The organism is Halorhabdus sp. CBA1104, assembly GCF_009690625.1.
In the GTDB taxonomy this organism is placed as follows: Archaea; Halobacteriota; Halobacteria; order Halobacteriales; family Haloarculaceae; genus Halorhabdus.
The window spans coordinates 1,772,599-1,795,495 of sequence record NZ_CP033878.1 but is presented as its reverse complement, the minus strand read 5'-3'; the positions used below and the strand labels follow the sequence as shown (position 1 = coordinate 1,795,495).

22 protein-coding genes and 2 pseudogenes are annotated in these 22,897 nt (G+C 62.2%); 15 read left to right on the top strand and 9 right to left on the bottom strand.

Going from position 1 to position 22,897, the window contains the following annotated elements; all coding sequences use genetic code 11:
• Window positions 1-269: 269 nt before the first annotated feature.
• The gene (gene nikR / locus Hrd1104_RS09090; protein WP_154552466.1) at window positions 270-755 is read right to left on the bottom strand and encodes a nickel-responsive transcriptional regulator NikR; all 486 of its coding nucleotides are present in this window, start codon (window positions 753-755) and stop codon (window positions 270-272) included.
• Between the two features lie 110 nt (window positions 756-865).
• Between nikR and Hrd1104_RS13315 the strand changes: the two are divergent.
• The 8 genes and pseudogenes from Hrd1104_RS13315 to nreA form a co-directional block, all read left to right on the top strand.
• Window positions 866-1,483: pseudogene (locus Hrd1104_RS13315) on the top strand (energy-coupling factor ABC transporter permease); the annotation flags it as partial.
• Window positions 1,484-1,582: 99 nt separating this feature from the next.
• The gene (locus Hrd1104_RS13310; RefSeq protein WP_370454836.1) at window positions 1,583-1,798 is read left to right on the top strand and encodes a PDGLE domain-containing protein; all 216 of its coding nucleotides are present in this window, start codon (window positions 1,583-1,585) and stop codon (window positions 1,796-1,798) included.
• Entirely contained in the window at window positions 1,785-2,579 is a 795-nt protein-coding gene (locus Hrd1104_RS09080; RefSeq protein ID WP_154552464.1) for an energy-coupling factor transporter transmembrane protein EcfT, read from the top strand. Before Hrd1104_RS13310 ends, Hrd1104_RS09080 begins: the two co-directional genes overlap by 14 nt.
• The gene (locus Hrd1104_RS09075; protein ID WP_154552463.1) at window positions 2,576-3,382 is read left to right on the top strand and encodes an energy-coupling factor ABC transporter ATP-binding protein; all 807 of its coding nucleotides are present in this window, start codon (window positions 2,576-2,578) and stop codon (window positions 3,380-3,382) included. Before Hrd1104_RS09080 ends, Hrd1104_RS09075 begins: the two co-directional genes overlap by 4 nt.
• Window positions 3,383-3,420: 38 nt before the next feature.
• Window positions 3,421-4,521, top strand: coding sequence for a M20 family metallopeptidase (locus Hrd1104_RS09070; RefSeq protein WP_154552462.1), 1,101 nt, complete (start codon window positions 3,421-3,423; stop codon window positions 4,519-4,521).
• 41 nt (window positions 4,522-4,562) lie between these two features.
• Window positions 4,563-6,053 carry a carboxypeptidase M32 gene (locus Hrd1104_RS09065; protein ID WP_154552461.1) on the top strand — a complete coding sequence of 497 codons (1,491 nt, stop codon included), beginning with the start codon at window positions 4,563-4,565 and terminating at the stop codon, window positions 6,051-6,053.
• A gap of 80 nt (window positions 6,054-6,133) precedes the next feature.
• A complete protein-coding gene (locus Hrd1104_RS09060; RefSeq protein WP_154552460.1) occupies window positions 6,134-7,261 on the top strand; it encodes an ORC1-type DNA replication protein in 1,128 nt (375 codons plus the stop codon).
• A 158-nt stretch (window positions 7,262-7,419) separates the two neighbouring features.
• Window positions 7,420-8,699, top strand: a pseudogene (nreA, locus tag Hrd1104_RS09055) (DNA repair protein NreA).
• 122 nt (window positions 8,700-8,821) lie between these two features.
• Here the strand turns inward: nreA and Hrd1104_RS09050 are convergent.
• The 4 genes from Hrd1104_RS09050 to Hrd1104_RS09035 form a co-directional block, all read right to left on the bottom strand.
• Window positions 8,822-10,039, bottom strand: a complete 1,218-nt coding sequence (locus Hrd1104_RS09050) for a DUF5305 domain-containing protein (protein ID WP_154552459.1) — start codon at window positions 10,037-10,039, stop codon at window positions 8,822-8,824.
• 210 nt (window positions 10,040-10,249) lie between these two features.
• Entirely contained in the window at window positions 10,250-11,386 is a 1,137-nt protein-coding gene (locus Hrd1104_RS09045; protein WP_154552458.1) for a LamG domain-containing protein, read from the bottom strand.
• Entirely contained in the window at window positions 11,383-11,949 is a 567-nt protein-coding gene (locus Hrd1104_RS09040) for a hypothetical protein (RefSeq protein WP_154552457.1), read from the bottom strand. Before Hrd1104_RS09040 ends, Hrd1104_RS09045 begins: the two co-directional genes overlap by 4 nt.
• A gap of 295 nt (window positions 11,950-12,244) precedes the next feature.
• Complete coding sequence (locus Hrd1104_RS09035; RefSeq protein ID WP_154552456.1) at window positions 12,245-12,877, bottom strand: hypothetical protein; 633 nt, start codon at window positions 12,875-12,877, stop codon at window positions 12,245-12,247.
• 181 nt (window positions 12,878-13,058) lie between these two features.
• On the opposite strand from Hrd1104_RS09035, the gene Hrd1104_RS09030 reads away from it, so the two are divergent.
• From Hrd1104_RS09030 to Hrd1104_RS09015, 4 genes are all read left to right on the top strand, one after another.
• On the top strand, window positions 13,059-13,616 hold the full coding sequence (locus Hrd1104_RS09030) for a hypothetical protein (protein WP_154552455.1): 558 nt from the start codon (window positions 13,059-13,061) through the stop codon (window positions 13,614-13,616).
• A gap of 66 nt (window positions 13,617-13,682) precedes the next feature.
• Entirely contained in the window at window positions 13,683-14,852 is a 1,170-nt protein-coding gene (locus Hrd1104_RS09025) for a BatA domain-containing protein (RefSeq protein ID WP_154552454.1), read from the top strand.
• A gap of 91 nt (window positions 14,853-14,943) precedes the next feature.
• Entirely contained in the window at window positions 14,944-16,083 is a 1,140-nt protein-coding gene (locus Hrd1104_RS09020) for a signal peptidase I (protein WP_154552453.1), read from the top strand.
• 216 nt (window positions 16,084-16,299) lie between these two features.
• Window positions 16,300-17,154, top strand: a complete 855-nt coding sequence (locus tag Hrd1104_RS09015; RefSeq protein ID WP_154552452.1) for a rhomboid family intramembrane serine protease — start codon at window positions 16,300-16,302, stop codon at window positions 17,152-17,154.
• A 42-nt stretch (window positions 17,155-17,196) separates the two neighbouring features.
• Here the strand turns inward: Hrd1104_RS09015 and Hrd1104_RS09010 are convergent, their stop codons facing one another.
• The gene (locus tag Hrd1104_RS09010) at window positions 17,197-17,643 is read right to left on the bottom strand and encodes a DUF302 domain-containing protein (protein ID WP_154552451.1); all 447 of its coding nucleotides are present in this window, start codon (window positions 17,641-17,643) and stop codon (window positions 17,197-17,199) included.
• A 315-nt stretch (window positions 17,644-17,958) separates the two neighbouring features.
• Between Hrd1104_RS09010 and Hrd1104_RS09005 the strand changes: the two genes are divergently transcribed.
• Window positions 17,959-18,378 carry a DUF302 domain-containing protein gene (locus tag Hrd1104_RS09005; protein WP_154552450.1) on the top strand — a complete coding sequence of 140 codons (420 nt, stop codon included), beginning with the start codon at window positions 17,959-17,961 and terminating at the stop codon, window positions 18,376-18,378.
• 28 nt (window positions 18,379-18,406) lie between these two features.
• Here Hrd1104_RS09005 and Hrd1104_RS09000 read toward each other — a convergent pair whose 3' ends face one another.
• Complete coding sequence (locus Hrd1104_RS09000) at window positions 18,407-18,694, bottom strand: DUF5789 family protein (protein ID WP_154552449.1); 288 nt, start codon at window positions 18,692-18,694, stop codon at window positions 18,407-18,409.
• A gap of 200 nt (window positions 18,695-18,894) precedes the next feature.
• Between Hrd1104_RS09000 and Hrd1104_RS08995 the strand changes: the two genes are divergently transcribed.
• Window positions 18,895-19,770 (top strand): hypothetical protein, encoded by an 876-nt coding sequence (locus Hrd1104_RS08995; RefSeq protein ID WP_154552448.1) that lies wholly within the window; start codon window positions 18,895-18,897, stop codon window positions 19,768-19,770.
• 46 nt (window positions 19,771-19,816) lie between these two features.
• Here the strand turns inward: Hrd1104_RS08995 and Hrd1104_RS08990 are convergent, their stop codons facing one another.
• Complete coding sequence (locus Hrd1104_RS08990; RefSeq protein ID WP_154552447.1) at window positions 19,817-21,046, bottom strand: digeranylgeranylglycerophospholipid reductase; 1,230 nt, start codon at window positions 21,044-21,046, stop codon at window positions 19,817-19,819.
• A gap of 284 nt (window positions 21,047-21,330) precedes the next feature.
• Between Hrd1104_RS08990 and htpX the strand changes: the two genes are divergently transcribed.
• The gene (gene htpX / locus Hrd1104_RS08985; RefSeq protein ID WP_154552446.1) at window positions 21,331-22,212 is read left to right on the top strand and encodes a zinc metalloprotease HtpX; all 882 of its coding nucleotides are present in this window, start codon (window positions 21,331-21,333) and stop codon (window positions 22,210-22,212) included.
• Window positions 22,213-22,242: 30 nt separating this feature from the next.
• Here the strand turns inward: htpX and Hrd1104_RS08980 are convergent, their stop codons facing one another.
• Window positions 22,243-22,728, bottom strand: coding sequence for an Lrp/AsnC family transcriptional regulator (locus tag Hrd1104_RS08980; RefSeq protein ID WP_154552445.1), 486 nt, complete (start codon window positions 22,726-22,728; stop codon window positions 22,243-22,245).
• Window positions 22,729-22,897: the final 169 nt, after the last annotated feature.

The following is a 22,897-nucleotide window of genomic DNA, read 5'->3' as shown; positions in this document are numbered from 1 at the left end:
GAGATACGGAAAAATATTCCGAATATATTACCGTATCGGTTGTATCCATTCAGTATATTTTTTATTCGTTCGAACGAGCTCGGCTCCGATATACCAACTGGTCGTGACGATCTCCCGCCGTGTCTCCTCCCAGGCCTTCGTTGCTCTTGGCTCCGTGGAAACGAACAGACAGCAATCGATTCTCGTCACGTCCCTCTCGGTCGTCTCAACTCGGTGGCTCCCGGAACAGAGACGCAAATTCGTGACTGTGCCGGTGTTAGCCCGCGTCGCTACTTTTCGGTGGCGTGCGTGTGTCCGTGGTCGTGATCGTGGCTGTGTTCGTGGCCGTGGCTGTCGGTCTCGACCCCGCCGACAACGACGACTTTGACCTGTTTGACGCCTTCCAGTGCTCGCAGTCGATTGGCGAGTTCGTCGATTTGTCCGGCGGTCCCACCGACGACCAGGGTCTCCATACACCGGTCTTCCGAGAGGTGGATGTGTTGGACTGAAGTGACGACGTCGGCGTATTCGTGTTGGATCGTCTGGAGGCGACCGGCCACGTCGCTTTCGTGGTCGTGTTCGTGGGCGATGACGATCGTCCCGTAGTGGCGCGTCTCGTTGCCACCCTCCCACGCGTAGCTCGTAAAGAAGTCCCGAAGGGCGTCCCGGATGGCTTCCGATCGACTCGCGTAGTCCCACTCCTCGACGATCCCGTCGAGCTGGTCGGTCATCGCTGGGGGCAGCGTCAGGCTCACCCGGTCTAAATCCTCGGTCATACCCTTGATTGGGTCGCCGGCCATATCAGCCTTGTAAATCCCTCCCCTTCTCAGTATTATTCAATCTTCGAAACGTATTATTACCTCGCATGGCTTACGTCCCGCTATCGATGCATATCCTCGATGGCTACCTGGATCTGTGGATCGCTGCCCTCGCCGGACTGGCGTCGATCGCTGTCCTCGCGATGGCGGTCCATCGGTCTGGGCGTGCACTCGACGGGCCACGTGCGCCGTTGCTCGGCGTCACTGCAGCTGCAATATTCGCCGCACAGATGTTGAATCTCCCCATTCCCGGCGGGACGAGTGTTCACTTCGTCGGTGGGGCTTTCGCCGCAATTCTGCTTGGTCCCCATTTGGCGGTCCTGGCGATGACGGCCGTCGTGGCGATCCAGGCGCTGGTCTTTGGCGACGGTGGCCTGATCGTGCTGGGCGGGAACGTCCTCGCGATGGCCGTCGTCGAAGTGTACGTCGGCTACGGTGTCTATCACCTCCTGGCTCCGTACCACGAACGCGGCGCGGTCTTTGCCGCCGGCTGGGCGGGTATCTCGGCTGCCGCGCTCGCCGTCGCGGTCATGGTCGGCGCATCCGAAGCCTTCGCCTACGAGTTGACGACCGTCCTGGCGATCGTGGGGGGCTGGCACGTCCTCCTGGGTGTCGCCGAAGGGGCGATCACGCTGCTTGCCTACGAGTTCGTCGCCGAGACCCGTCCCGATCTGCTGGCCGACCGGGTACCGACGATCGACCGGCGCCGGCTGCTCCGTCGCGGGACTGCCGTCGTCGGCGGACTGGTCGTCCTCTCGCCGGCGTTCGCCTGGGGCGCAACGCAAGTGAACTACACCGAGCCATTAGAACACGCCGCGGAGACGACGGACGCGACCGCTCATGCCGTGACGACGCTACCGGGTCTGTTGCCGGACTATGGCCTCGCTGGTGTCGATCCATACGTCGGCACGCTCGTCTCGGGATTCCTCGGGGCGGCCCTCGTCTTGGTCATCGGGTGGCTCGCCGGGCGACCACTGACCCCAGACAGTGACCCCCGTTGATCCAGTCGGGCGATCGGCCGGCACGCTAACCGATCGAGCGCGGGGCCTCCTGCGTGCGGAACGCGTCGCTACCCGGTCGGGCTGGCTTCAGGCCGTCCATCCCGTCCTCACGCTTTTTGGGATCGGTGGGCTGATCGCTGTCACTGTCACGTTCGACGCCCCGGGGCCACCAGCGGCTATGCTCGGGCTGACGATCGCGCTGGCTGCCCTCTCCCGCGTGCCGTTGCTCACCCACGGGCTCCGGACGGCCGTGCCGATGGCCGTCTCGCTGGTGATCGTCGCGCCACAGGCTGTCTTGCTTCCGGGCGAAACGCTCTCCGGCCCTCTCACTGTTCCGGGCGTCACATACGCGGCGACGTTTTCCCTCCGGGTCGGGGCAAGTGTCTCACTGCTCGGACTGTTGCTGTCGACCACGCGGTTTGCCTCGGTGCTGGGTGCTCTCCGAACGGTTCGCGTCCCGCGACCGGCCGTCGCGTTGCTCGCGATCACCTACCGGTATCTACTGGTCGTTTTCGAGGAACTCTCGCGGCTGGTGCTCGCTCGTCGGAGCCGGCGAATCCGTCCCGCGAGTCTCCGGGCGTCCTGGCGGGAAGCCGGGTCGTTGCTGGGGACTTTCCTTCTGCGGGCACTCGATCGCGGTGAGCGGGTCGGTCGCGCGGCTCGCTCACGTGGTGGCACGGCCGGGCGGACCTACGCTACCCGCCACGGTATCGGCCTCGCCGACGCCGCCTTCGCGTTCGTCGTCTTCGCGACGGTCGCCGCGGGGGTGTTGCTGCCGTGAACGCCCTCGCGGCCCGTGGCCTCGCGTTCGCCTATCCCGACGGGACGGCCGCCCTCGACGGGATCGACCTGACGATCGAGGCGGGCCAACGGGTGGCGATCCTCGGCCCCAACGGCGCGGGCAAGTCTACCCTGTTGTCGCTGCTTGCCGGCTTGCGTGAGCCAGCCGGTGGCGAGGTGTCCTACTTCGAGACGGACAAAGCGGCCGACGAACTCCGGGACCGGATCGCTCATTGCCCGCAAGCACCTGCGGACTACCTGTTCAACGCGACCGTTCGGGAGGATCTAGAATACGGTCCCGCCCAGCTCGGTATCGACCGGTCGGAGGCTGAGGGGCGGGTCGACGACCTCGCGGCTGCGTTCGCCCTCGATGGGTTGCTGGACAAGCCACCTTTTCGACTGAGTGGTGGCGAGCAACGCCGGGCTGCCCTGGCGGCCGCACTGGCCGTCGATCCCGACCTGCTCTTGCTCGATGAGCCTGTGGCGGACGTAGACGCCGGCCACCGGGAGACGATCCTCGACGCACTCGACGCCCGCAACGAGGCGGGGACCACGATCGTCGTCTCGACTCCAGACGCCGACCTGGTGCCCCGGATCGCCGATCGGGTCGTCCTGCTGGATCGTGCCGGCACGATCGTCCGGGACGGTCCCGTCCGGGACGTGCTCACCGATGGCGACCTCCTCCGGGAAGTAGGTGTCTCACCCCCGCAACTCGTCGAGGCCTTCCAGCGGGCCGGCCTCGACGACCCGCCCCTGACTGTCGCGGACGCTGCCGATCGCTTACGCGACCGCGACGAGCGGTGACCCAAAGGGCTGTTACGGCCGGCCCCCTCCCTCGTGGTATGAATCCTCGTGAGCTAACGCGCGAACTTATCGCGATCCCGAGCCACCGCGGTCCGGACACCGACGAGGACGCCGCTGGCAAGTGGCTCGCCGAGTGGCTCGAAGATCGGACCGATGCCACGGTCCAGCACGACGACGCCGGGAACGTGATCGCCCGCCGTGGCGAGGGGACGACACTCGCCTTCGTCGGCCACCACGACGTCGTCCCGCCGGACGAGGACCAGATCACGGACGGCGAGTACGTCATCGCGGAACGCGACGGTCGCCTCTGCGGTCGGGGCAGTGCCGACATGAAAGGGTCGCTGGCCGCGATGTGCTGTGCCTTCCGGGACGTTCCGGTTCCTGACGGCGTCGAACTCGTCGTCGCTTCCTTCGCTGGCGAAGAACAGGGCGGTGAGGGCTGCCGGGCGGCCATCGATACTGGATTCACTCCCGAGTACGCCGTCGTCGGTGAGGGCTCGACTGGCTACTCCAGGGCGGGCGTCACCGACGTCGCGATTGCCCACAAGGGGCGTCGCGGGAGCACGATCGTCGCCGAGGGCGAGGCGGCCCACGCCAGTGAGGTCGAGGCGGGCGAGAACGCGATTTATCGGGCAAGCGATGCCGTAGACGTACTCCGGGACCTTCCGTTCCCGTCGACGGCCGTCCAGGGCCACGCTGTCGAGGGAAGCCTCGCCGTCACGGAGATCGACGGTGGGTCGGCCTGGAATGTCATTCCCGAACGCTGTGAACTCACTGTCGACGAACGCACGGTACCTGCCGATCGCGCGCCGATCGAGCGCGTCGAGACGATCGATGGCGTCTCCTGGACCGTCGAGCAGGATCTGCCGCCGATGGCCTGCGGGGACCGAGCGTTCGCCGACGCTGTGCTGACAGTGGCCGCGGATATACAGGACGGCGAGCCCGAACACGTCGTCAAACCGCACGCGACCGACGCCGGCTGGCTCGCCGATCGGGCCGGGACTGAGTGTGTAATCGCCGGCGCAGCCGAGCCGGGTGAGGCCCACACGGCCGGCGAGAGTGTCTCGTTGTCGGTGGTCGATCGCTGTTACCGACTCTATCGAGACCTTCCGGCCGCTTTTGCCGACCGAGTGGCCTGAAAACCGCCGGATCTTTGGGAACGCCTGCCCGACCTGTGGGTATGTCTGGTTCAGCCGACACCTACGAGGACTTTCTGGAGTACGTCCGACAGCTCTCCTACGTACAGGACGCCGGTGGCCTCCTCCGCTGGGATCAGCAAGTGATGATGCCTGCGGGTGGCACGCCGGCCCGCACGAAACAGCAGTCGGCGCTCTCGACGCTCCAGCACGACCTGCTGACCGACGACGAACTGGCGGGCTACCTTGCGGATCTCGAAGCCGCCTCGCTCGATCCCGACCAGCAGGCCGTCGTCCGGGAGGTGCGCCGCGAACACGAGCGTGCCCGGAAGGTCCCCCGCGATCTGGTCGAGCGCATCTCGGAAGCGACCAGTGAGGCCCTGCCCGTCTGGGAGCAGGCCCGCGAAGAGGATGATTTCGAGAGTTACGCACCCATGCTGGAGAAACTCGTCGACCTCCGCCGAGAGTACGCCCACGCGATCGACCCCGACCGGGACCCCTACGAAGTGCTCTTCGAGGAGTTCGAGCCGTACCTCGGGCTCGATACCGCCGAACGCGTCCTCGAACGGCTCCGGGACGAACTCGTCCCCCTGATCGACGACATCGCGAACAGTGACGTGACTCAGCCCCGGCCGTTCGACGGTACCTACGACGTCGAGGCCCAAGAGGCGCTGGTCCGGGACGTCCTGGAGGTCGTCGGGTTCGACTGGGATCGCGGCCGGCTGGACACCTCTGCCCACCCATTCACGTCGGGCACGCAGTTCGACGCCCGGATCACGACCCGCTTCGACCCCGAGAAACCGCTCGATTCGCTGTCCTCGACCATCCACGAGTTCGGCCACGCGAGCTACGCCCTCGGCCTGCCTGACGACGAGTACGGCACGCCACTGGGTGAAGCCCGCGACCTGACGGTCCACGAATCCCAGTCGCGCCTCTGGGAGAATCACGTTGCCCGCTCGGCGCCGTTCTGGGAGTACATTTTGCCGACCGTCAAAGAGCACCTCGGCGTCGAAGCCAGTCCCGAAGACGCCTACGGGGCGGCAAACCGCGTCTACGACGACAACCTCATCCGGGTCGAAGCGGACGAACTCACCTACCACATGCACATCCTCGTCCGCTTCGAGATCGAGCGCGACCTCATCGCCGGTGATCTGGACGTCAGCGAGGTCCCACAGGTCTGGAACGACAAGATGGAGGCCTACTTGGGCGTCCGTCCCGAGACCGACGCCGACGGTTGTCTGCAGGACATCCACTGGACGAACGGCACCTTCGGCTACTTCCCGACGTACACGCTTGGCAGCGTCCTGGCCGCCCAGCTGTACGACGCTGCCGACGACGAGATCGGCTCGATCGAGACGGACGTCCGCGACGGCGAGTTCGACCCACTCTACGAGTGGATGACCGAGCACATCCACAGCCACGGGAAACGCTACCGGACCGGGGAGCTGGTCGAGGAAGCGACGGGTGAATCCTACAATGCCGATCACTTCATCGACTACGTGACCGAGAAGTACGGCGCGCTGTACGACCTCTGAGGCGGCCTGTTCGCTCTTTTCGCACCGTGATCGGCTTTTCCAGCCAAGAGTTAAGTAGCGTCCCGAGCGTCCTGAAAGTGATGACAGACGACCCCGAGGAGGGGATGCTCTCCTGGGACGAGTCCGTCTTCCGGGACGAACACGTCTTCGAGATCGACCACGTTCCGGAGACGTTTCGCCACCGTTCGAGCCAGATGGAGAGCCTGAAGTACGCCCTCCGGCCGGCGGTGCGGGGCTCGCGACCGCTGAACGTGATCGCGCGCGGGCCGCCGGGGACCGGCAAGACGACCGCGATCCAGAAACTCTACGGCGAGTTGCGCGCCGAGACGGACGTCCGGGTCGCCCGCGTCAACTGCCAGGTCGATTCGACGCGATACGCCGTGTTCTCGCGGCTGTTCGAGGAAGTCTTCGAGTACGAACCGCCGACCAGCGGCGTCTCCTTCAAGAAACTGTTCGGCCAGATCACCGAGAAACTCGTCGAGGACGGGGAGGTACTGACGGTCGCCCTGGACGACGTGAACTACCTCTTTTACGAGGGCGAAGCCTCCGATACACTCTACTCGTTGCTGCGCGCCCACGAGGCCCATTCGGGAGCCAAGATCGGCGTCGTCGTCGTTTCTTCGGACCTCGATTTGGACGTCATCGAGTCTCTGGACGGGCGCGTCCAGAGTGTCTTCCGCCCCGAGGAAGTGTATTTCCCGAAGTACGACGAGCCCGAGATCGCCGATATCCTCGACGAGCGCGTCACACGCGGGTTCCACGACGGGGTGATCGACGCGCCGACGCTCGATCGCGTCGCCGAACTGACCGCCCAGCAGGGTGGGGATCTCCGGGTCGGGATCGACCTGTTGCGCCGGGCTGGACTGAACGCCGAGATGCGCGCAAGCACGGCAGTCCAACGCGAGGACGTCGAAGACGCCTACGAGCAGTCCAAACACGTCCACCTCTCCCGATACATCAAGGGTCTCTCCGAGAGCGAACGCGCGCTGCTGGCAGTGTTGGCCGAGCACGATGGTGACCTCGCGGGGGACATCTACGAGACCTTCCAGGCCGAGACCGATCTGGGGTATACGCGCTACTCGGAGCTCATCAACAAACTCGACCAGCTCGGACTGATCGAGGCTACCTACACGTCCGTCGACGGCCGCGGCCGTTCGCGGGAACTCTCCTTGGCCTACGAGGCCGACGCGATCACCGACCGGCTGTAGGAGCCGGTAGCGACGTCATCCGTGCAGTGAACGCCGGGCGATGGACGGAGACGGGCATCGACAACCATGGCTTTCGACTGCCAATCCGTTAGACGTTGGTGTGGGTTCGGCGTCGTAGTCCCGTAGATTCTTACTGCTCGTGGCCCTACCACAGACAGATGCGCCTCGACGACTACATCGAGGGATTCGAACGTGACGAGGCGGCCCAGAAGCGTCGCCTCGCCAAGGAGAAGTCCTACGCGATCACCGACCACCTCGAAGACGTCGAGCGCCAGCTGGAGGAGACGCTGTCGGGTGACGCCTTGTTTGGCTCGACGGCCCCGGAAATCTTCGTCGGCCGGTCGGGCTATCCGCAGGTCAACTCCGGCGTCCTCTCGCCCGTTACCGACGACCACGACCCGACCGACTTTGCCACGAGCGGGAACTGGTACGCCAAGGGGCTGGGCATCGAGGACGTCCTCCAGCGCCGGACGGGGCTGCTCAACTCACAGCGCTCGGCCAAGGTGGACGTCGAGGACGTTTGGGACGGGTTCGTCGGCACCCAGCGTGAGGTCGCCATCGCCGACCGGCCCGTCGACGTCGAACTCGGACTGGACTCGACGCCCGAGATCGACCTGAGTGTCGACGATATCTCTACGCCCACCGGTCCCCGCGCTCGGGCCGAGTCGGCCGACCTCGCCGAGAACCCCCACGTCCCGCGGCCGGTGAAAAAGACCCTCTCGGACGACGACTGGCGGGCCGAGGGCGCGATGACCTACCTCTATCGCAAGGGGTTCGATGTCTACGACGTGAACACGATCCTCTCGGCGGGAGCGCTGGGCCAGGGGCCAATCGCCGGCTGGTCCCGACGCGGTGGTCGATCACCGCCGTCGACGATACCGTCGGGCAGTACCTTCGGGGCCAGATCCGAAATGCGCCGACGATCGACGAGACGCAGGTCTGGTACAACGAGTACATGGGCAACAACTACTGGATCGTCCTCTCGCCCGGGCAGTGGGAGTTCGAACTCGTCGAGATGAAAGCCCCCGAAAGCGTCTGGAATCCAGTCGGCGAGGCCCACTACCTCGCCAGCGCCCACGAGGGCTACGAGGGCCGGACGGGCTACGTCGCGGAGACGGCCGGCGCGTATTATGCTTCGCGGCTGGGCGTCCTTGAACACTTGACTGGCCTGGGTCGACAGGCAAAGTGTCTCGTTCTCCGTGAAGTCACCGACGACTACTGGGCCCCCGTTGGCGTCTGGCAAGTCCGGGAGGGTGTCCGCAACGCCTTCGACGATCCCGGGGGATTGCCAGAAGACATTGCGGGTCGGTACGGCGTCGCCGAGACGTTCCGCGAGGCGGTGACGGGCGTCGCCGAGCAACTTCCCGTCTCGCTGGGTGCGCTCCGCCGGAAGTCGGAGATGGTCGCCGGCCTGCAGGCCCAATTGAGCGATTTTTGAGGACGCTCACACTGTCGAGACGATCGACCGGACGGCGTAAAGTTCCGTCGAGACGTCGGATCGGGGGCCGCCGAAACGGCCGAGTGAGGTGGATGCTCGGTGTTCTGGCAGCCCGATCAGGGTCACGTCTCTCGGTCGCTCTCCGAAGACGTTCCGCTTTGCTCGGACGGCTGCGTTGTGTCACTGGTCTCGGCGGTCGCTGTCGGGTCAGTGTCCTCTAGGTTGTGATCGGCTGCCGGGACTGTCCCCCGCTGTCTTTCGCTTGTCAGTGGATCGGCTGGCTTCGGTGCCCTATAGGTGTACATCATATCGCCGACGAGGACTGCATACTGCTCGCCGTCTTCGAGTACTCGCCTGTCGCTGTCGATGGCAATGTCGACTAGATCGGCGAGCGTCTCTGCGGTGGTGACCGTCCGCTCTCCGGGATCCGGAATGCTGACGTTCGATATCCACTCGTCGAAGTCTCTTCGGTCCGTTTCGAACGTGTGTCGCGTCCGTTCGCGCTCGGTAAGCCTGACTTTGCCTGCCCGATGGACGGCCACGAGTACAAGCATCCCGACGAGCCCGACGAGTACCACGAGTGGGCCCCCAAACCGCGCCACGGCCGGTGGATCGGTCGTTCGCTGGATCTGTTCGGTTGCCTCGTAGACTCGCTGGTCCTGGGCTGTCGTCGTTACTCGATATACACTCTCGCCAGGCGTCACTTCGAGACGGTCTGTCCGGGACTCGGTGAACTGCTCGCCCCCTACCGAAGACTCGATCTCGGCATCGGCGACGACCAGTACCTCGGTCTCGCCGGGTGAGGCTTCGAGATCTTCTTCGATGGTCTCGATGCGGGATCGAATAGTCGGAATATCTATACTTACCGTCTCAGTCTTGGTGTTGCCGTTGGCTATCTCGACCCCGGTCACGGTCGCCAATTTCTCGCTCGATTCCCAGTGGACGACTGTCTCATCGTCGGCCTCTTCGACCGATCTGCTAACCAACCGCAGTTCGACTGCTGCTTCAGCCGACTTGCCCGCTGTGTTGTCGTGTGTGATCGCATACGTCACATCGAGTTCCGACATCGCGGTCGTAAAGTACAGTGGCCGGTTGTCGAGTCGTTCACCCGCCTCGAAGACGGTCGTCTCACGCTGGACCGTCGCACTGTGTTCGAAGTTACTGTCGACCGTCCAGGTTCCGACTGGTTTTTCTTCGATTACTGTCTGTCCACCATCGACGTATGCGTCGTAGGTGATGTAGCCACCGACGAGCGATAACACGACCAGTCCCAGCAATATCACCGACAGCCAGCTATCGAGAAACGAACGCACGGAGAGCGGGATATCCGGTCCTCTCATGTCGTTGCACGCTCTCCCGTCATATATCAGGTCATTTGTATCCGGACTGAAAGTGTTTCCTGATCGCTGATTCGCTCAGTTTCTCCACTTGCTCTGGTACCTCTCGCTCCGCTTCCCCTTTCGATCGGCGAAACTAGGTGTGCGTAGTGCCGGGCTCGGTTGGCCCTACTGGAGCGGCAGTACGCCGCTTGCTTGGGCGTGATCGTGGGCTCAGCCAGTGATATCGCCGCCACCACCGCCTTCGCTCGCCGTGCTCGAATCGTAGAGATTGCTCACCTGGTCGACAGTGAGCGCGGCGTCGTACACCTTGGGTTCGTCCATTACCCCGTCGAACCCGTAGACAGCGTTCCGCCTAGAGTTGAGACCGTTGCCGATTCGAAGCGGCTGCGTGGATGCTTCCGCATCAGGAAGGGAAAACGTCGGTCCTTTCTGTGTTCCGTTGGCGTACACCTTATCTTCTGATCCGTGGGTCCACACGACGTGTGCCCACTGGTTCTCCGTCAGCGAGACACCTGTGAGTTTGTACTCGTCGGTGGTCTCGATGAGCAGCTCCCTGTTGCCAGAGCTTTGCCAACCGCCACCGAAGCCCAATTGATAGCTATCGTCCCCACGCGAGTTCCACTTGCTGAACAGTCGCGTGAGACCATCTTGGCTTCGGGGATATACCCAGGCAGAGAGCGAGAAGTCGTCAGTCAGGTCGAGCGTATCGTTGTCGGGAACGGTGACGACGTCGTCACCATCGAAATTGAGCACTTCGCCGCGGCCCTGCTGTGATGTCACTAGGTCTGGTTCGTAAGCCGGATACAATCTCCCAACATCGTCTCGCTCGCCATCGTTGCTGCCAGCCCACGAATCTGGGACAGAAGTGCCACTTATGTCCTCGAAGTGCCACCACGACACCCTGGGGTCGCGACACTGGACTGAAACCGACCGGCTCAACTCGACTCCCTGGTCGTTGCCCGTCGCAGTGATATCGAGTGTGACAGTACTATCTCCCCCTGAGTCACAGGAGAGCGTCGTTGTCACATCGCCGTTCTCACCCGACTGCAGCGTGTTCGGTGTCTGCATCGTTTCGAACGGTGATTCCGAACGAGGACTGACCTGAATGTCCGTCAGCGGTTGGTCGAAGTTGTTGGTCAGCGTTCGTAGTGTCACGGTTTGGCCTGGAACTCCCGTCACTGTTTCGGGGCCAGCAATACCCAACAGCGCCTCCGAATCAGCAGCAGTACCGAGGGTACTGTCTCGCTCGCTTTCGACCATCGTGAATCCGCTAGTCCCCCAGATTAGCATGCTTGCGCCGCTGCCGATTAACGCGAGCGCTCCCCGGCGCGTCCACTTTTTGCTCATCGATCGATCTCCGGTGGTTGCTCACCGACACCCACGCGGAACTGTCGGCTCTGCCAGACGTGATACAGCGCGGAACCGGCAAGCAGGACGATCACGAGGATGGCCCACGCGAGATCGGGGATGCTCGACGGGAAGACGCCCGCCCAGGCCCCAGCGACTAGCCCACTCGATAGCGCCGCAAGCCCCAGATAATACTGCCCCCAGGGGATCGAATCTTCCGGGACGACGTCCATGTAGATGTCGAGAGCTTCAGCCTGGGCCGTGAGCGTCACGGTCCCGTTGTCGAAGTCGATGACACCCGCTCGGTCCATCGTCGGCAAGTGGGTCTGTTGTAACGACGTGTAGACACGATGGCGCTCTGTCGAGGTCACGTCTTTCCGGTCTTTGTCGTTCTCCCAGGCCGCGACCTTCTCTGCGATCTCGGCTAGTTCGACCGACTCTTCGGTTTGCTTGACTGCGTGCAGCGCGTACCGACGGCGATGATTACTCAACAGATCGAATGCCTCGTCACGCGATAAGGCACTGTCTGTTTGCTGGGTTCCATCGGTCGCACTTGCAACCATCGGGTTTCACTTCGGCTTGTAAAACTAAAACAGTTTGTATCCTTTGTTGAAACGTGTTGTTTTATCCCATAGCGGAGACCGTCCTTCTAGGTCCAACTGCCATTCTAGGCATTGCTGAATGAGCGGGTCAACACTATTTCGCTCCACGGCCCTTCCGTGGGCGGCTGGCTCTCGACACGCGGTCCCAACGTTGCGTTGCTATCGCTGTGATTTTCGCTGGCCTCGCCAGACCGTCTCGCGTCAGTCACGCCCGCAAAAAAGCTGGCTGTCCGTCGTGTAGTGCCGACGTCCTGCCTTAGCTTTCTTCAATCGAAATATTGAGGTCTTCGGTGTCTGCATCCGTCGTCCCGGTTTTGACTGTCGCATCTTTGGTTCCGGCTGCGTTGACTGCAACGGACGAACCGCTGCTGACATCCCCATTCCCGACTTTGGTGAGGAGCTCTCCCGGTCCACTGAACGTGACGTCGAAACTCGTGCTCGTACTGTTTGGCACGAACGCGAAGAACTCGCTGTATCCGAGCGTGGAGTTCGGTGGGAGACCCCCGTTCGCGCCGAAGACGATCGTCACGTCGTTAGCGACGAGGCTCACGTAGCTACTATCAACGGACGTGTAGGTGTCGTCCTCGGTCGGGAACAATGAGGTTCCGTCTGTGTACTCCGTGTCGTCTGGCGCACGGAGGGAAATCGAATCCGACGAGGGATCGACGAGTACGTCGACGCCGTTGTTCGTGATCGTCTCTGCAATATCGGTCTCTTCACTGGCGTCCGGATTCTCGACGACCCCAGTCGGTCCATCGTCACCGCTGCCGAAGATGTTCACTTCCACCGCTCGAGTTGCTTCCACGGAGGTGAACGCACCCGAACCGAACAGTGCGCCGCCGCCGATTGCCAATCCACCCATTGCCGTCAGTACGTTCCGACGATTCATACCCATGAGTTATCAAGCACGTCGTCAGTGCCTTGGCAGATTGATAGGGTCCGGGGTACTTACTATACCGGTGCCTTAGCCGTCTTCAGGGTGGGCTTGAGCAGCTAACGACCAGCATTATCGCTCTCAAGAGGGTCATTAGTAAGTACGGCGGCGTGCACGTACGGATACGGAGCGTAACATGAAACTAAACAGACGGTCTGTCCTCCTTGGACTTGGCACGGCTGCCGCTGCTGTTGGCGGCGCGTTCGGTTCCGGCGCGTTCTCCTCCGTGGAAGCGACGCGGACGGTCGAACTGAACACCTCAGCGGATTCGGATGCATTGTTGAGTTTTGAGCCAAACAACCCGGGAACTGGCAACAACATCATTACGACTGAAAGTCCGAACGGCAACTCGTTGATCAAAATTCAGCAAACGGACCTCAACGAGAAGGCGACAACCACGTTTACCGATGCTCTCAAGGTAACAAATAGCGGCGAGAAGGACGTGGGGCTGTCTGTCAACCCCGACGAGAGTGACGATTCGAACGGCCTCATCGGGAGTGTTCTGGATATTCAACACGACGGCGCCTCGATCGTCGACGGCTCCACTACGGGAGACAACGCTGTCGATCTTGCTTCCGGAAGTAGCCGCAATCTGACGGTAGTCGTCGACCTGCAAGCCGACACTGGGGCCGCCATCGACTCGATCAATTCGATCGTGTTTGCGGCCCGTCAGAGTGATTACACCGGCGCCTGACGACGCCTCGCCGTCCACTCGAAGTTGATTCGATGCGACTGGTGCAGTCCAGACCCACTTTCGGAGATGAACCGTTCACTCACCCTCGCGCTCGTCTTGATCGCCACCGGGACGATCATAGCCACGGGTGCGGTGCCGTTTTCGGGCCAGGCTGACGAACTCGAACCGGATGCGGACACTGGCGTTCTCCTTGCCCCTGCTGACACCCCCAACGGTGAGCAGTATACTCGCTTCGACGCTGACGGTGACCTTTTTGTCTCACTGACCGGGTTTTCGGGAGCGAGGACTACTTACGACGACGTGTTCGTCATCGGCTACGAGGGTACCCCTGACAGCGATCAGGCTGCCGAGGTGTGGATCGAGCACGATAGCGACCGGCTGGAACTCGTCAGAACGGATACGACGACCCGCCAGCAGGTCGACGATCCCACGTCGGCACTAACTCTCGAACCCGGCGAATCTGCGACCCTCGGTGTCGTTGCTACCGTTGACTCTGGCGCATTCGACTCGCTCACGGAGACCGTGACCTATCGAATGACGCTCCCCGACTCTGCCCAAGAAGACGAACAGGAGAGCGGAATCGGTGGTGGAGGCGATGGCGACGGTGGTGGAGAGGGTGGAACTGGTGACAGTGGTGGAGAGAGTGGAACTGGTGACAGTGGTGGAGAGAGTGGAACTGGTGACAGTGGTGGAGAGAGTGGAACTGGTGACAGTGATGGAGAGGGTGGAACTGGTGACAGTGGTGGAGAGGGTGGAACTGGTGACAGTGGTGGAGAGACTGAGACGGCTGATGGTGATGCAGACGGTAGCATCGAGGACACCGAAGTGGGTCCTGCTCCGGCTGGCTCGGCGACGTTGTTCCCGGGTGGCTTCCCGATCGACTTCGGGACGTTCTTCTTCCCCTGGTACGGCTGGCTGCTGCTCGCGGCCGTCCTTACCGTTACCGTCGATTATCTCGTCCAGACGCGGGCTCGCGATGTCCGCCCGCTGCTGGAAACGTCGCCGGAAAGCCGCCAGTCACGGGCCAGGTACGTCTTCTTCCGCCTGGGACTGCTCTGGTTGACCGTCGCCGTCGTCACACTCGCGGCGATGGTCGGGCTTTCGACGCTAGGGCTCGAAGGGAGGGCGCTGTTCCTGACCATACTGATCGGCTCGATCGGGCTCGGGGCCGTGCTTGGCAATCGACGTCTGCCCGATATCGAAGGCGAATACGTCGATCGAGCGCCCGACAGCTGACAACCCACGCCTCGGTTGATCACGAGGTAATTGGTGACGACGGGCTGAACAACACTGCTTTAGTACTCGTCGTGTATACTCGAGACGACGCATGCTCCGGACCCACGTAGTCAGGGCACTGAGCTTTTTGCTCTTTGTCTTGGTGGTGCTCTTTCTCGTGGGTGCACTCATCGGGCAGCCGATATTGCTGAGCTTCGTGACTTCCGGCAGTATGTCGCCGACGATCGACGAAGGGGATGGGTTCGTTGCGATTCCGGAACTCGTCGCGGGTGAGATCCAAGAAGGCGACGTCGTCGTCTTCGAGGCCCAGGAGATCCAGGGCGGCGGATTGACGACCCACCGCGTGGTCGACGTAACTGCCGATGGCTATATCACACGCGGTGATGCCAACCCCTTCACCGATCAGGATGGCGGTGAACCGCCGGTGACGGACGATCAGGTCGTCGCCGTCGCGTGGCAACCGGGCGGGCACGTCGTCACGATTCCCGTTCTGGGGACTCTCATTCTCGGTGGTCGCGTCGTCATCACCAATATCTTGGCTGCCGTGACCACTGTCCTCGGCATCGAAAACGTCGATGAATCCCAGCAGGCCGGCTCGGTACTCCTGGCTTCCGGCCTTCTTTTGTTCGTCGTGAGCCTGCTCAGCGGTCTGGGAACGCGTTCGACTCGTGAACGGTCCCATTCGGGTGCCATCGATGCGTTCGATCCGCGGTTTGCCGCACTGTTCTTTCTCGCCATCGTGTTGATCCCGGCCAACGCAGCGATGATCTTTCCGAATACGACACATCATATTCCGATCGGCGACGATGTGAACGGCAACCAGGCTATCGCGGGCGAGCAGGCAACCATCGAGATGACTGTCACGAACGAAGACGCGATGGTGACGATGCTCGTCGTCTTCGACGCTACCGCAGAGGATGCACTTCAGGACCCATGGCTGGATATCCCGGGCGGTGAGCGAGATTCGACGACGCTGTCGGTCGCCGCGCCGCCTCCGGGCGAAGAGCGGATCGTGTCTGTTGCCGAACGCCGGTACGTCGTCGTCCTCCCGCCGTCCCTGCTCGTTGCTCTGCACAATGTACACCCCCTCTTGGCGCTTTGGGCGATCAACGCTACGTTGATCTTTGGTGTGTTGACCGTTGTCTTCGGATTGTTAGGTGTTCGAAAACGTCGCAACCGCCGGACTGATCGAGATGTTCCGTTGTGGGTTCGACTCAAACGCTTGTGGTAACATTTGGCGGACTTCAGCAGTGAGTCCACGGAGATCGGACGGCCAACTCCAGCCGCGGGTGGTGGATCTGGGTGACCACACGCCGCCGTGACTCGACTTACACTCTCACACAGCGGCTGGTCCCGGTCCCTGTTGGTTGTTCGAGACGAGTGCGTTGTCTATCAGCTGTTGAAACCGGAGAGTAAACATCAAGCGTCCGACGAGCCAACACATCGTATGGCGGAGAACCGACAGCGATTACCCGGTAGTTGGCCGCCGTCTGCGGGGTCGCTGTCCGTCCCTCACGCTATCGATTTCGCGTTGCTGGGACTGGTCCCGGTCGCACTCGTCGCCGTCTTTACGCTCCCACTGAACTACCGCGAGCAACTGTTGTTCGCCGTCTCGGATCCGACACTGCTGACGGCGTACACGGCACCGTTTGTTCACCTGAGTTACGAGCATTTGCTCGGCAATCTACTCTTGTACGCTCTCGCTGTGCCGACCGGTTACGTGCTGAGTGTCTCGGGAGGACGGCGACAGTTGTATCGCTGGGCCTTCGTGACGTTTTTGGTCGCCTTTCCGCTCGCGTTGGCCGGTTTGCAGTTCGTCTTCCCACGTGAGCGCATCCTGTTTGGCTTTTCGGGCCTCAACTCTGCGCTCGTCGGATTGCTGTGTTTCATGGTCGTCAGCCACACGAGTACGCATCTCTCGTGCACGCTCCAGGAGCGAGATGCACCAGCGTTGCTGTTCTTTACGATCGCGCTGATCACGGTGCTCTCGATCCCAACCTGGGCTTGGATGAGGGAAATCGCACTCGTGTCGGCTGGCAGTGGATTGCTCTACGTCGGCTCACTCCTGGCTGAGATGGGGGTTCCGACCTGGAGCAGCGTCGTCGATGGTTGGGGCGACGGCAACTTCGAACTTGCCGTGATCGGATTGGGCGTCTTGTTCGTCTTCCCGTTTCTAGCGTTTTACCGAACGTCCGCCGGTAACGCCGCCATTTTCGATCTCTACGGTCACCTGCTTGGCTATTGTTTGGGCTTTCTCATCGTCTATGTCTTCGCCGTGATGGTCTCCCCTCGCGTCTCCTAACTCTTCTGTGGATTGCTGTGGGTGCTCAGGTGACTGTTGGCGTCACTGTTCGAGGTTCCCGTAGGCTTCCTCGACGAATTCGCCGGTCTCGTCGATGATCTCGGCCATCTGTTCGTCGTCGGGGGCTAGCCCGACCAACCGTGCGATTCGCATGATCGAGACGTGATAGACTTCCTGGACGCCCGGCTCGATCTCGTGGATCACGACGTTACACGGGAAGAGACCCCCGATACGACCCTCGGTGGCGTCCAGCGTTCGATCTGCGATGGTCGGGTTGCAGGCTCCGAGGACGTGATAGGGGTCTCTGTCGGCGTCGATTTTCTCGTTCAGCAATTCCGAGGGGGAGAACTCCGTCGCGACGCCGAATCCGGCGTCGGTGAACGCCGTCCGGACGTGCTCGATCGCTTCCTCGTGGGCCATTTCCAGTGTTGCGCGTTCTTGACCGATGTCCGCGGGATCGATTTCGGTCGGGTCGATCGGAAGTGCCATACTGTCCCACACGGCCGGCCGGGAGAAAAGTTTCCGTGTCTCTGTGGAGCACTGGCTCGTCGAAACACTGCGGTGCGTACCGTTTCTGTCTCCGATATGCTTGTCTCGTTCGAGCCGACACGTGTCGTCGATACCGCGCTCGAAAGTCTCCCGATTACGCTCGTCGCGATAGTGGCCCTCTGGGTCGTTGTCCGTGAGTTCGGTCCAGCGTGGCGGCTTCGCCGGCAACTGCTGTCGTCTCGTCTATGAAAACCACTTACGAGCGATGTTGGGGGCACGCGAGTACTTACGTGTCTTGGCCTCCTCGTGTATCGTATGGCGACATATGTGAATCAGTACCGAGTTGACGCAGCCTTCGCGGAGACGATCGAGACGGTGACAGATGCACTCGCCGAGGAAGGGTTCGGTGTCCTAGCCGACATCGACATCCAGGCGGCCTTCGAGACGAAACTCGACGAGGACTTCGACCGATATCGGATCCTCGGTGCGTGTAATCCGGCTCTCGCGTCCGACGCTCTGGACGCCGAGTACGAACTCGGGGCACTGTTGCCCTGCAACGTCGTCGTCTACGAAGACGAGGCGGGCGTCGGCATCAACGTTGTCGATCCGGCGACGCTGTTCTCACTCACCGACAGTGACGGTCTCGAAGTGATCGTCGACGACGTTGCTTCGGGACTCGATGCGGCGATGCACGCTGTCCCCGAAGCGACGCCCGTCTCGCAGACGGACGCTTGACGACGAGACAGCCGGCAGCAGGCCAGATTCACTCGGTCGGCACTGGGCCGGTGCCGACGACCTCCCGGACGGCCGTCTCGAAAGACTGGCGGCGATCGAAGTACGTCTCGTCGAGTTCGTCCAGTACAGTCCCGAGCGGTTGCGGGCCGTCTGGCGTCCGGATCTCTGTCTCGCCCGCGCGTCGTCGGACCGTGCTCTTCTCGATCCCGTAGGACAGACGCGAGGACACACGCGCCAGGGGAACACCGGAGACTGATTTCCCCTCTCCCAGCGCCACTGCGGGACCCTCGCTGTCTTCGTCGTTGTCTTCGGCCATGTGCCGCGGTTGGCCGCCACGGCGATTAGTGTTTTCGGCCGCGACACTCCAGGGTCGTCCCTGGCGGGCCTCTCCCCACTCTGCGTGAGTGGAGCCAACCGATCCTGGCACGGTCAGCGATGCTGCAGGCCCGTCGTGTGTCATATCGCATGCCGGACGTCTGACGCAGAGTTTAGTGGATCCCCGTGGTAGGAGGCCGCATGACCAGTTTGACGGCCGTCTATCGGCACCGGGTGGGGGCGGTTGCCGATCGTCGTCGTATCCTCGTGGGCGGTGGCCTCTTCGGGCTCGGTGTGGCCTTGACAGCGGCCGGTGTCGTGTTGGCAACGGCGGGCGTGGGCTCGTGGTTCGATCTGGGGACGTACGGAGCCCGCGAACTCGCTGGCATTCTCGCCGGGTTCGGCCTGCCAGCGACGTTCGTGGGTATCTTCACTGTCCTCCCGTCCAGTCGCGTGACACGTGCCGCAGCCGCTATCGGTGCCAGTCTCTGTGTGTTCGGGGTTGCTCTGTTCACGCATGCTTATCCGACTCAGTGGCCCGGTGCGCCGGCCGCCGATCCATTGCTCACACTGACGACGCTTTCTGTCTATTTCGTCGGCGCGGTCACGACCGGCTGGTGTCTGTTCGTCGCCGTGGCGACGTTCAAGACCCGCAAATCACCCGGCGGGACAGCTGAAATGCGAATCACCCAGGAAGGACAGATCGAACTCGTCCGGGAGACCGACGGGGCCGCCACGGCGACGGGTGGGGTCGGGCTGTTCGGGACCGATCCCGACGGCGAGGTGCCGACCCAGACCGGGCCAGTGGGACCGGCTGACCGGGAACACGAGGACTCGAACCGCGCGGCCAGCGATGGCGGCTCCGCGACGGCTGGCCCGGCCGATACCGAGGACACGGTTGTCGAGAGCGCGGCAACCCGCGGCCAGCCCGATCGCTACTGTGGCAACTGCGAGCACTTTCATTACGTTCGCGTCGACGAGGAGATCCAGCCGTTTTGTGCCCACGATGACCGATACATGGACGATATCGAGCCCTGTTCTGCGTGGTCGGCAAACAGCCACGACGATCGACGCTGAGTCGCCCCATCGACTGTCTGGTGAACTCCCGCCGACTCGATCGCCCTCAGGCGAGTTGTTCTTTGGCAAACTGGGCGAGCAACGGCACGTCCTGGACGTGGATCAACTTCGCGATCGCTCGCCAGCTGCCGTTGTTTGCGCGAGCCAGCGTCTCGTCGTCCAGCCCGTTTAGATCCGAGAGGAGCCGGTCGTACCGGTCGTTCGGGGCGAGATAGAGCATTTCAGTCAACCGCAGGCGCGCGTCCATCCGTGGGGCGACTTCCCGGTGCCAGAGTGTCTCGTAGAAGGCCATTGCCTCGGCGGACGTGTCCGGTTGGGCCGGTGTGAGTGATTGGTCGACAGTGACTGCTGCCGCCCGTCCGGATTTCATCGCGTTGTGGATGCCTTCGCCCCACAGTGGATCGATCGAGGGAACGGTGTCGCCGATCGCGATGAAGTTGTCCGTACTCATCTGGCCAGGGTGTTGGATGTGTGCTGACCCACGGTGTTGGTGACCTTCGATCTGCGTCGCGTCGGCGAATCGTGGATCGGTGTCGAGCCAGTGTTGGAGGTAGCCGTCGATCGTGCGATCGGTTTGGGCGTAGCGCTGATAGCTGTCGTTGTTGATGTAACACAGGCCAACTTTCGCCGTGTCTTGTCCGGTGTGGAAGATCCAGGCGTAGCCACCCGGCGCGTACTCGTGATCGAGCCGGAGCATCATCGCGTCGTTCAGGTCGGCATAGCCGTCGGGATCGAGATCGACGCCTGCCATCTCGTATTCGATACCGATTGCGTGTCGTTCCCGTTCGAGGTCCGACACACCGAGTTCCGACGCGATCGGTGCGGCCGGTCCCGTCGCGTCGATCACGACGTCGGCATGGACCTCTTTGGACCCGTTGTATCGGACGCCAGCGACTTCTCCGTTCTCCATGACTGGTCCGGAAACGCGGGCGTCGAACCGATAGTTCGCTCCGTTCTCGCGGCTGTCGGCGACGAGGAACTGTTTGAACGCAGCGAAATCAAGCACAGCCCCGGTCTGTGTTTGCCGGAGGTATTCGCTGGGCGATTCGATCACCACGCTATCGGTAAACTGCATGACGACGTCGTCCGGAATCCCGAACGAGGACAGCATCGACGGGAAGGTTCCGCCCGTGGACTTGTTGCTCTGTCTGGGAAAGTCGGCTTCGGCCTCCGTCTCGAGAACGACCACGTCGTAGCCCCGCCTCGCAAGGTCGCGGGCACATTGGGCACCGGCCGGCCCGGCACCGGCGATCACCGCGTCGTAACGCTCGGACATACATGGCCATCTAGCTTCGCCCTAATGAGTGTTCCTTCATCGTACCCCAATATTGGGGGCTTCTTTATCTTCGATCGACACTGGCTGTGCTGTCGGTGGCCGCGTCTGATCGGTCACAGCGGACCTGCCGCGAGTACCGAGTCACTGTCTCCTCGGCCGTCCCACAGCCTCAGAACCCGATCGAGACAGCCGCCACCGGAGAGCTAGCCGTTTCCAGTGTCCCGTCGTGGACGGCTTTGCCCAACCCGGAGGAGTTTAGATCCCTGCTGACCTATCGGATGTGTATGCAGTGGCAACCGGACTGGGGCTTGCGCGGGCGCATGTTCGTCACCATGTTCCTGCTGTTCGTCCTGTACATCATCTTCGTCGGCGTCCTGGCGAGTGCCGGTGTTGGCCTCCTCGGGATCGTCGTCGTGATGGGACTGTTCTCGCTTGGTCAACTGTTCTTCAGCGACAAACTCGCCCTCCGGAGTATGGGCGCAACCACCGTCGACGAGAGTGAGTATCCCGATCTCCACCGAAGCGTCTCCCGCCTCTCTCAGCAGGCTGACTTGCCCAAACCCGATATCGCCGTGGCCGACTCGTCGGTCCCGAATGCCTTCGCGACGGGCCGCTCGAAGAACAATGCCACCGTCTGTGTGACGACGGGGATCATGCAGACCCTCGATCAAGAGGAGCTAGAGGGCGTGCTCGCTCACGAACTCGCCCACATCAAAAACCGGGATGTGGTCGTCATGACGATCGCCTCGTTTCTCTCGACGATCGCGTTCTTGATCGTCCGCTGGGGCTGGCTGTTCGCCGGCGGGCGGAACCGACGTGGTGGCGGTGGCGGGGTCTTCGTTGCCATCCTCGTCTCGATCGTGGTCTGGATCGTCTCGTACGTCCTGATCCGTGCTCTCAGCCGCTACCGGGAGTACGCCGCAGACCGTGGCGGCGCGATCATCTCCGGCAAACCGTCGGCGCTGGCCTCGGCACTGGCGAAAATCGACAACCGCATGGACCGGGTTCCACAGGAAGACCTCCGGAGCGAGTCTGAAATGAACGCGTTTTTCATCATTCCCATCTCGAAAGGGATGATCGGCCGGCTCTTCCGGACTCACCCGACCACGGAAAACCGAATCGACCGCCTGCAGGAACTCGAACGCGAGATGGAAACGTCGTTTTGAACGGCGGGCACGGGCCGGCGCTGTCTTCATCTAGTCCTCGACGAGTTCGGCAAGCAGCGTCTCGAGATCGTAGGCTTCCAAGGCCCGCTGGCTATCCTGTAGCGTCGAGATGACGAACGTCGAGTTCGTTCGTTCGACCTCTTCTAAGGCTTCGAAGTCGCTGATGAGTCGTTCGACCATATCCGAGTCCGTCAGATGGGCGATCACGATGAAGTCCGTCTCGCCCATCGTCAGGTAGACCTGTGTGACGCCCTCGATCGCGCGGAACTTCTCGGCGACGGCGTCGTAGGTCCCACTGTACTCGGCGAGCACTTCGACGATGACTGTCACTCCCAGTCCGACCGCATCCAGGTCGATATCGTTGAGGTCGTTCTCGATCACGCCGTCCTCACGGAGATTGTTCAGTCGGTAGTGGATCGTCGAGACTGGAATGTCCGTCTCCTCGTGGAGTCGCTCCGGACTGTCGGTCCCGAGGTCGGCGATCGCCTTGAGGATCCGTACGTCGCGTTCGTCCATGCCTGGCACGGTCGGCGGTGATCGGTAAGTAAGCTCCGCTCCGCTTGCTCGAACTGTCTGCCGGCCCCTGTTCGGGATCCGACCCACATGAAATTGCCATTCATCCTCGCCCAGCTAGTTGAATCTATTTCGAGGATACGTTAGATTCTTATAGCTACATCCGGAAATA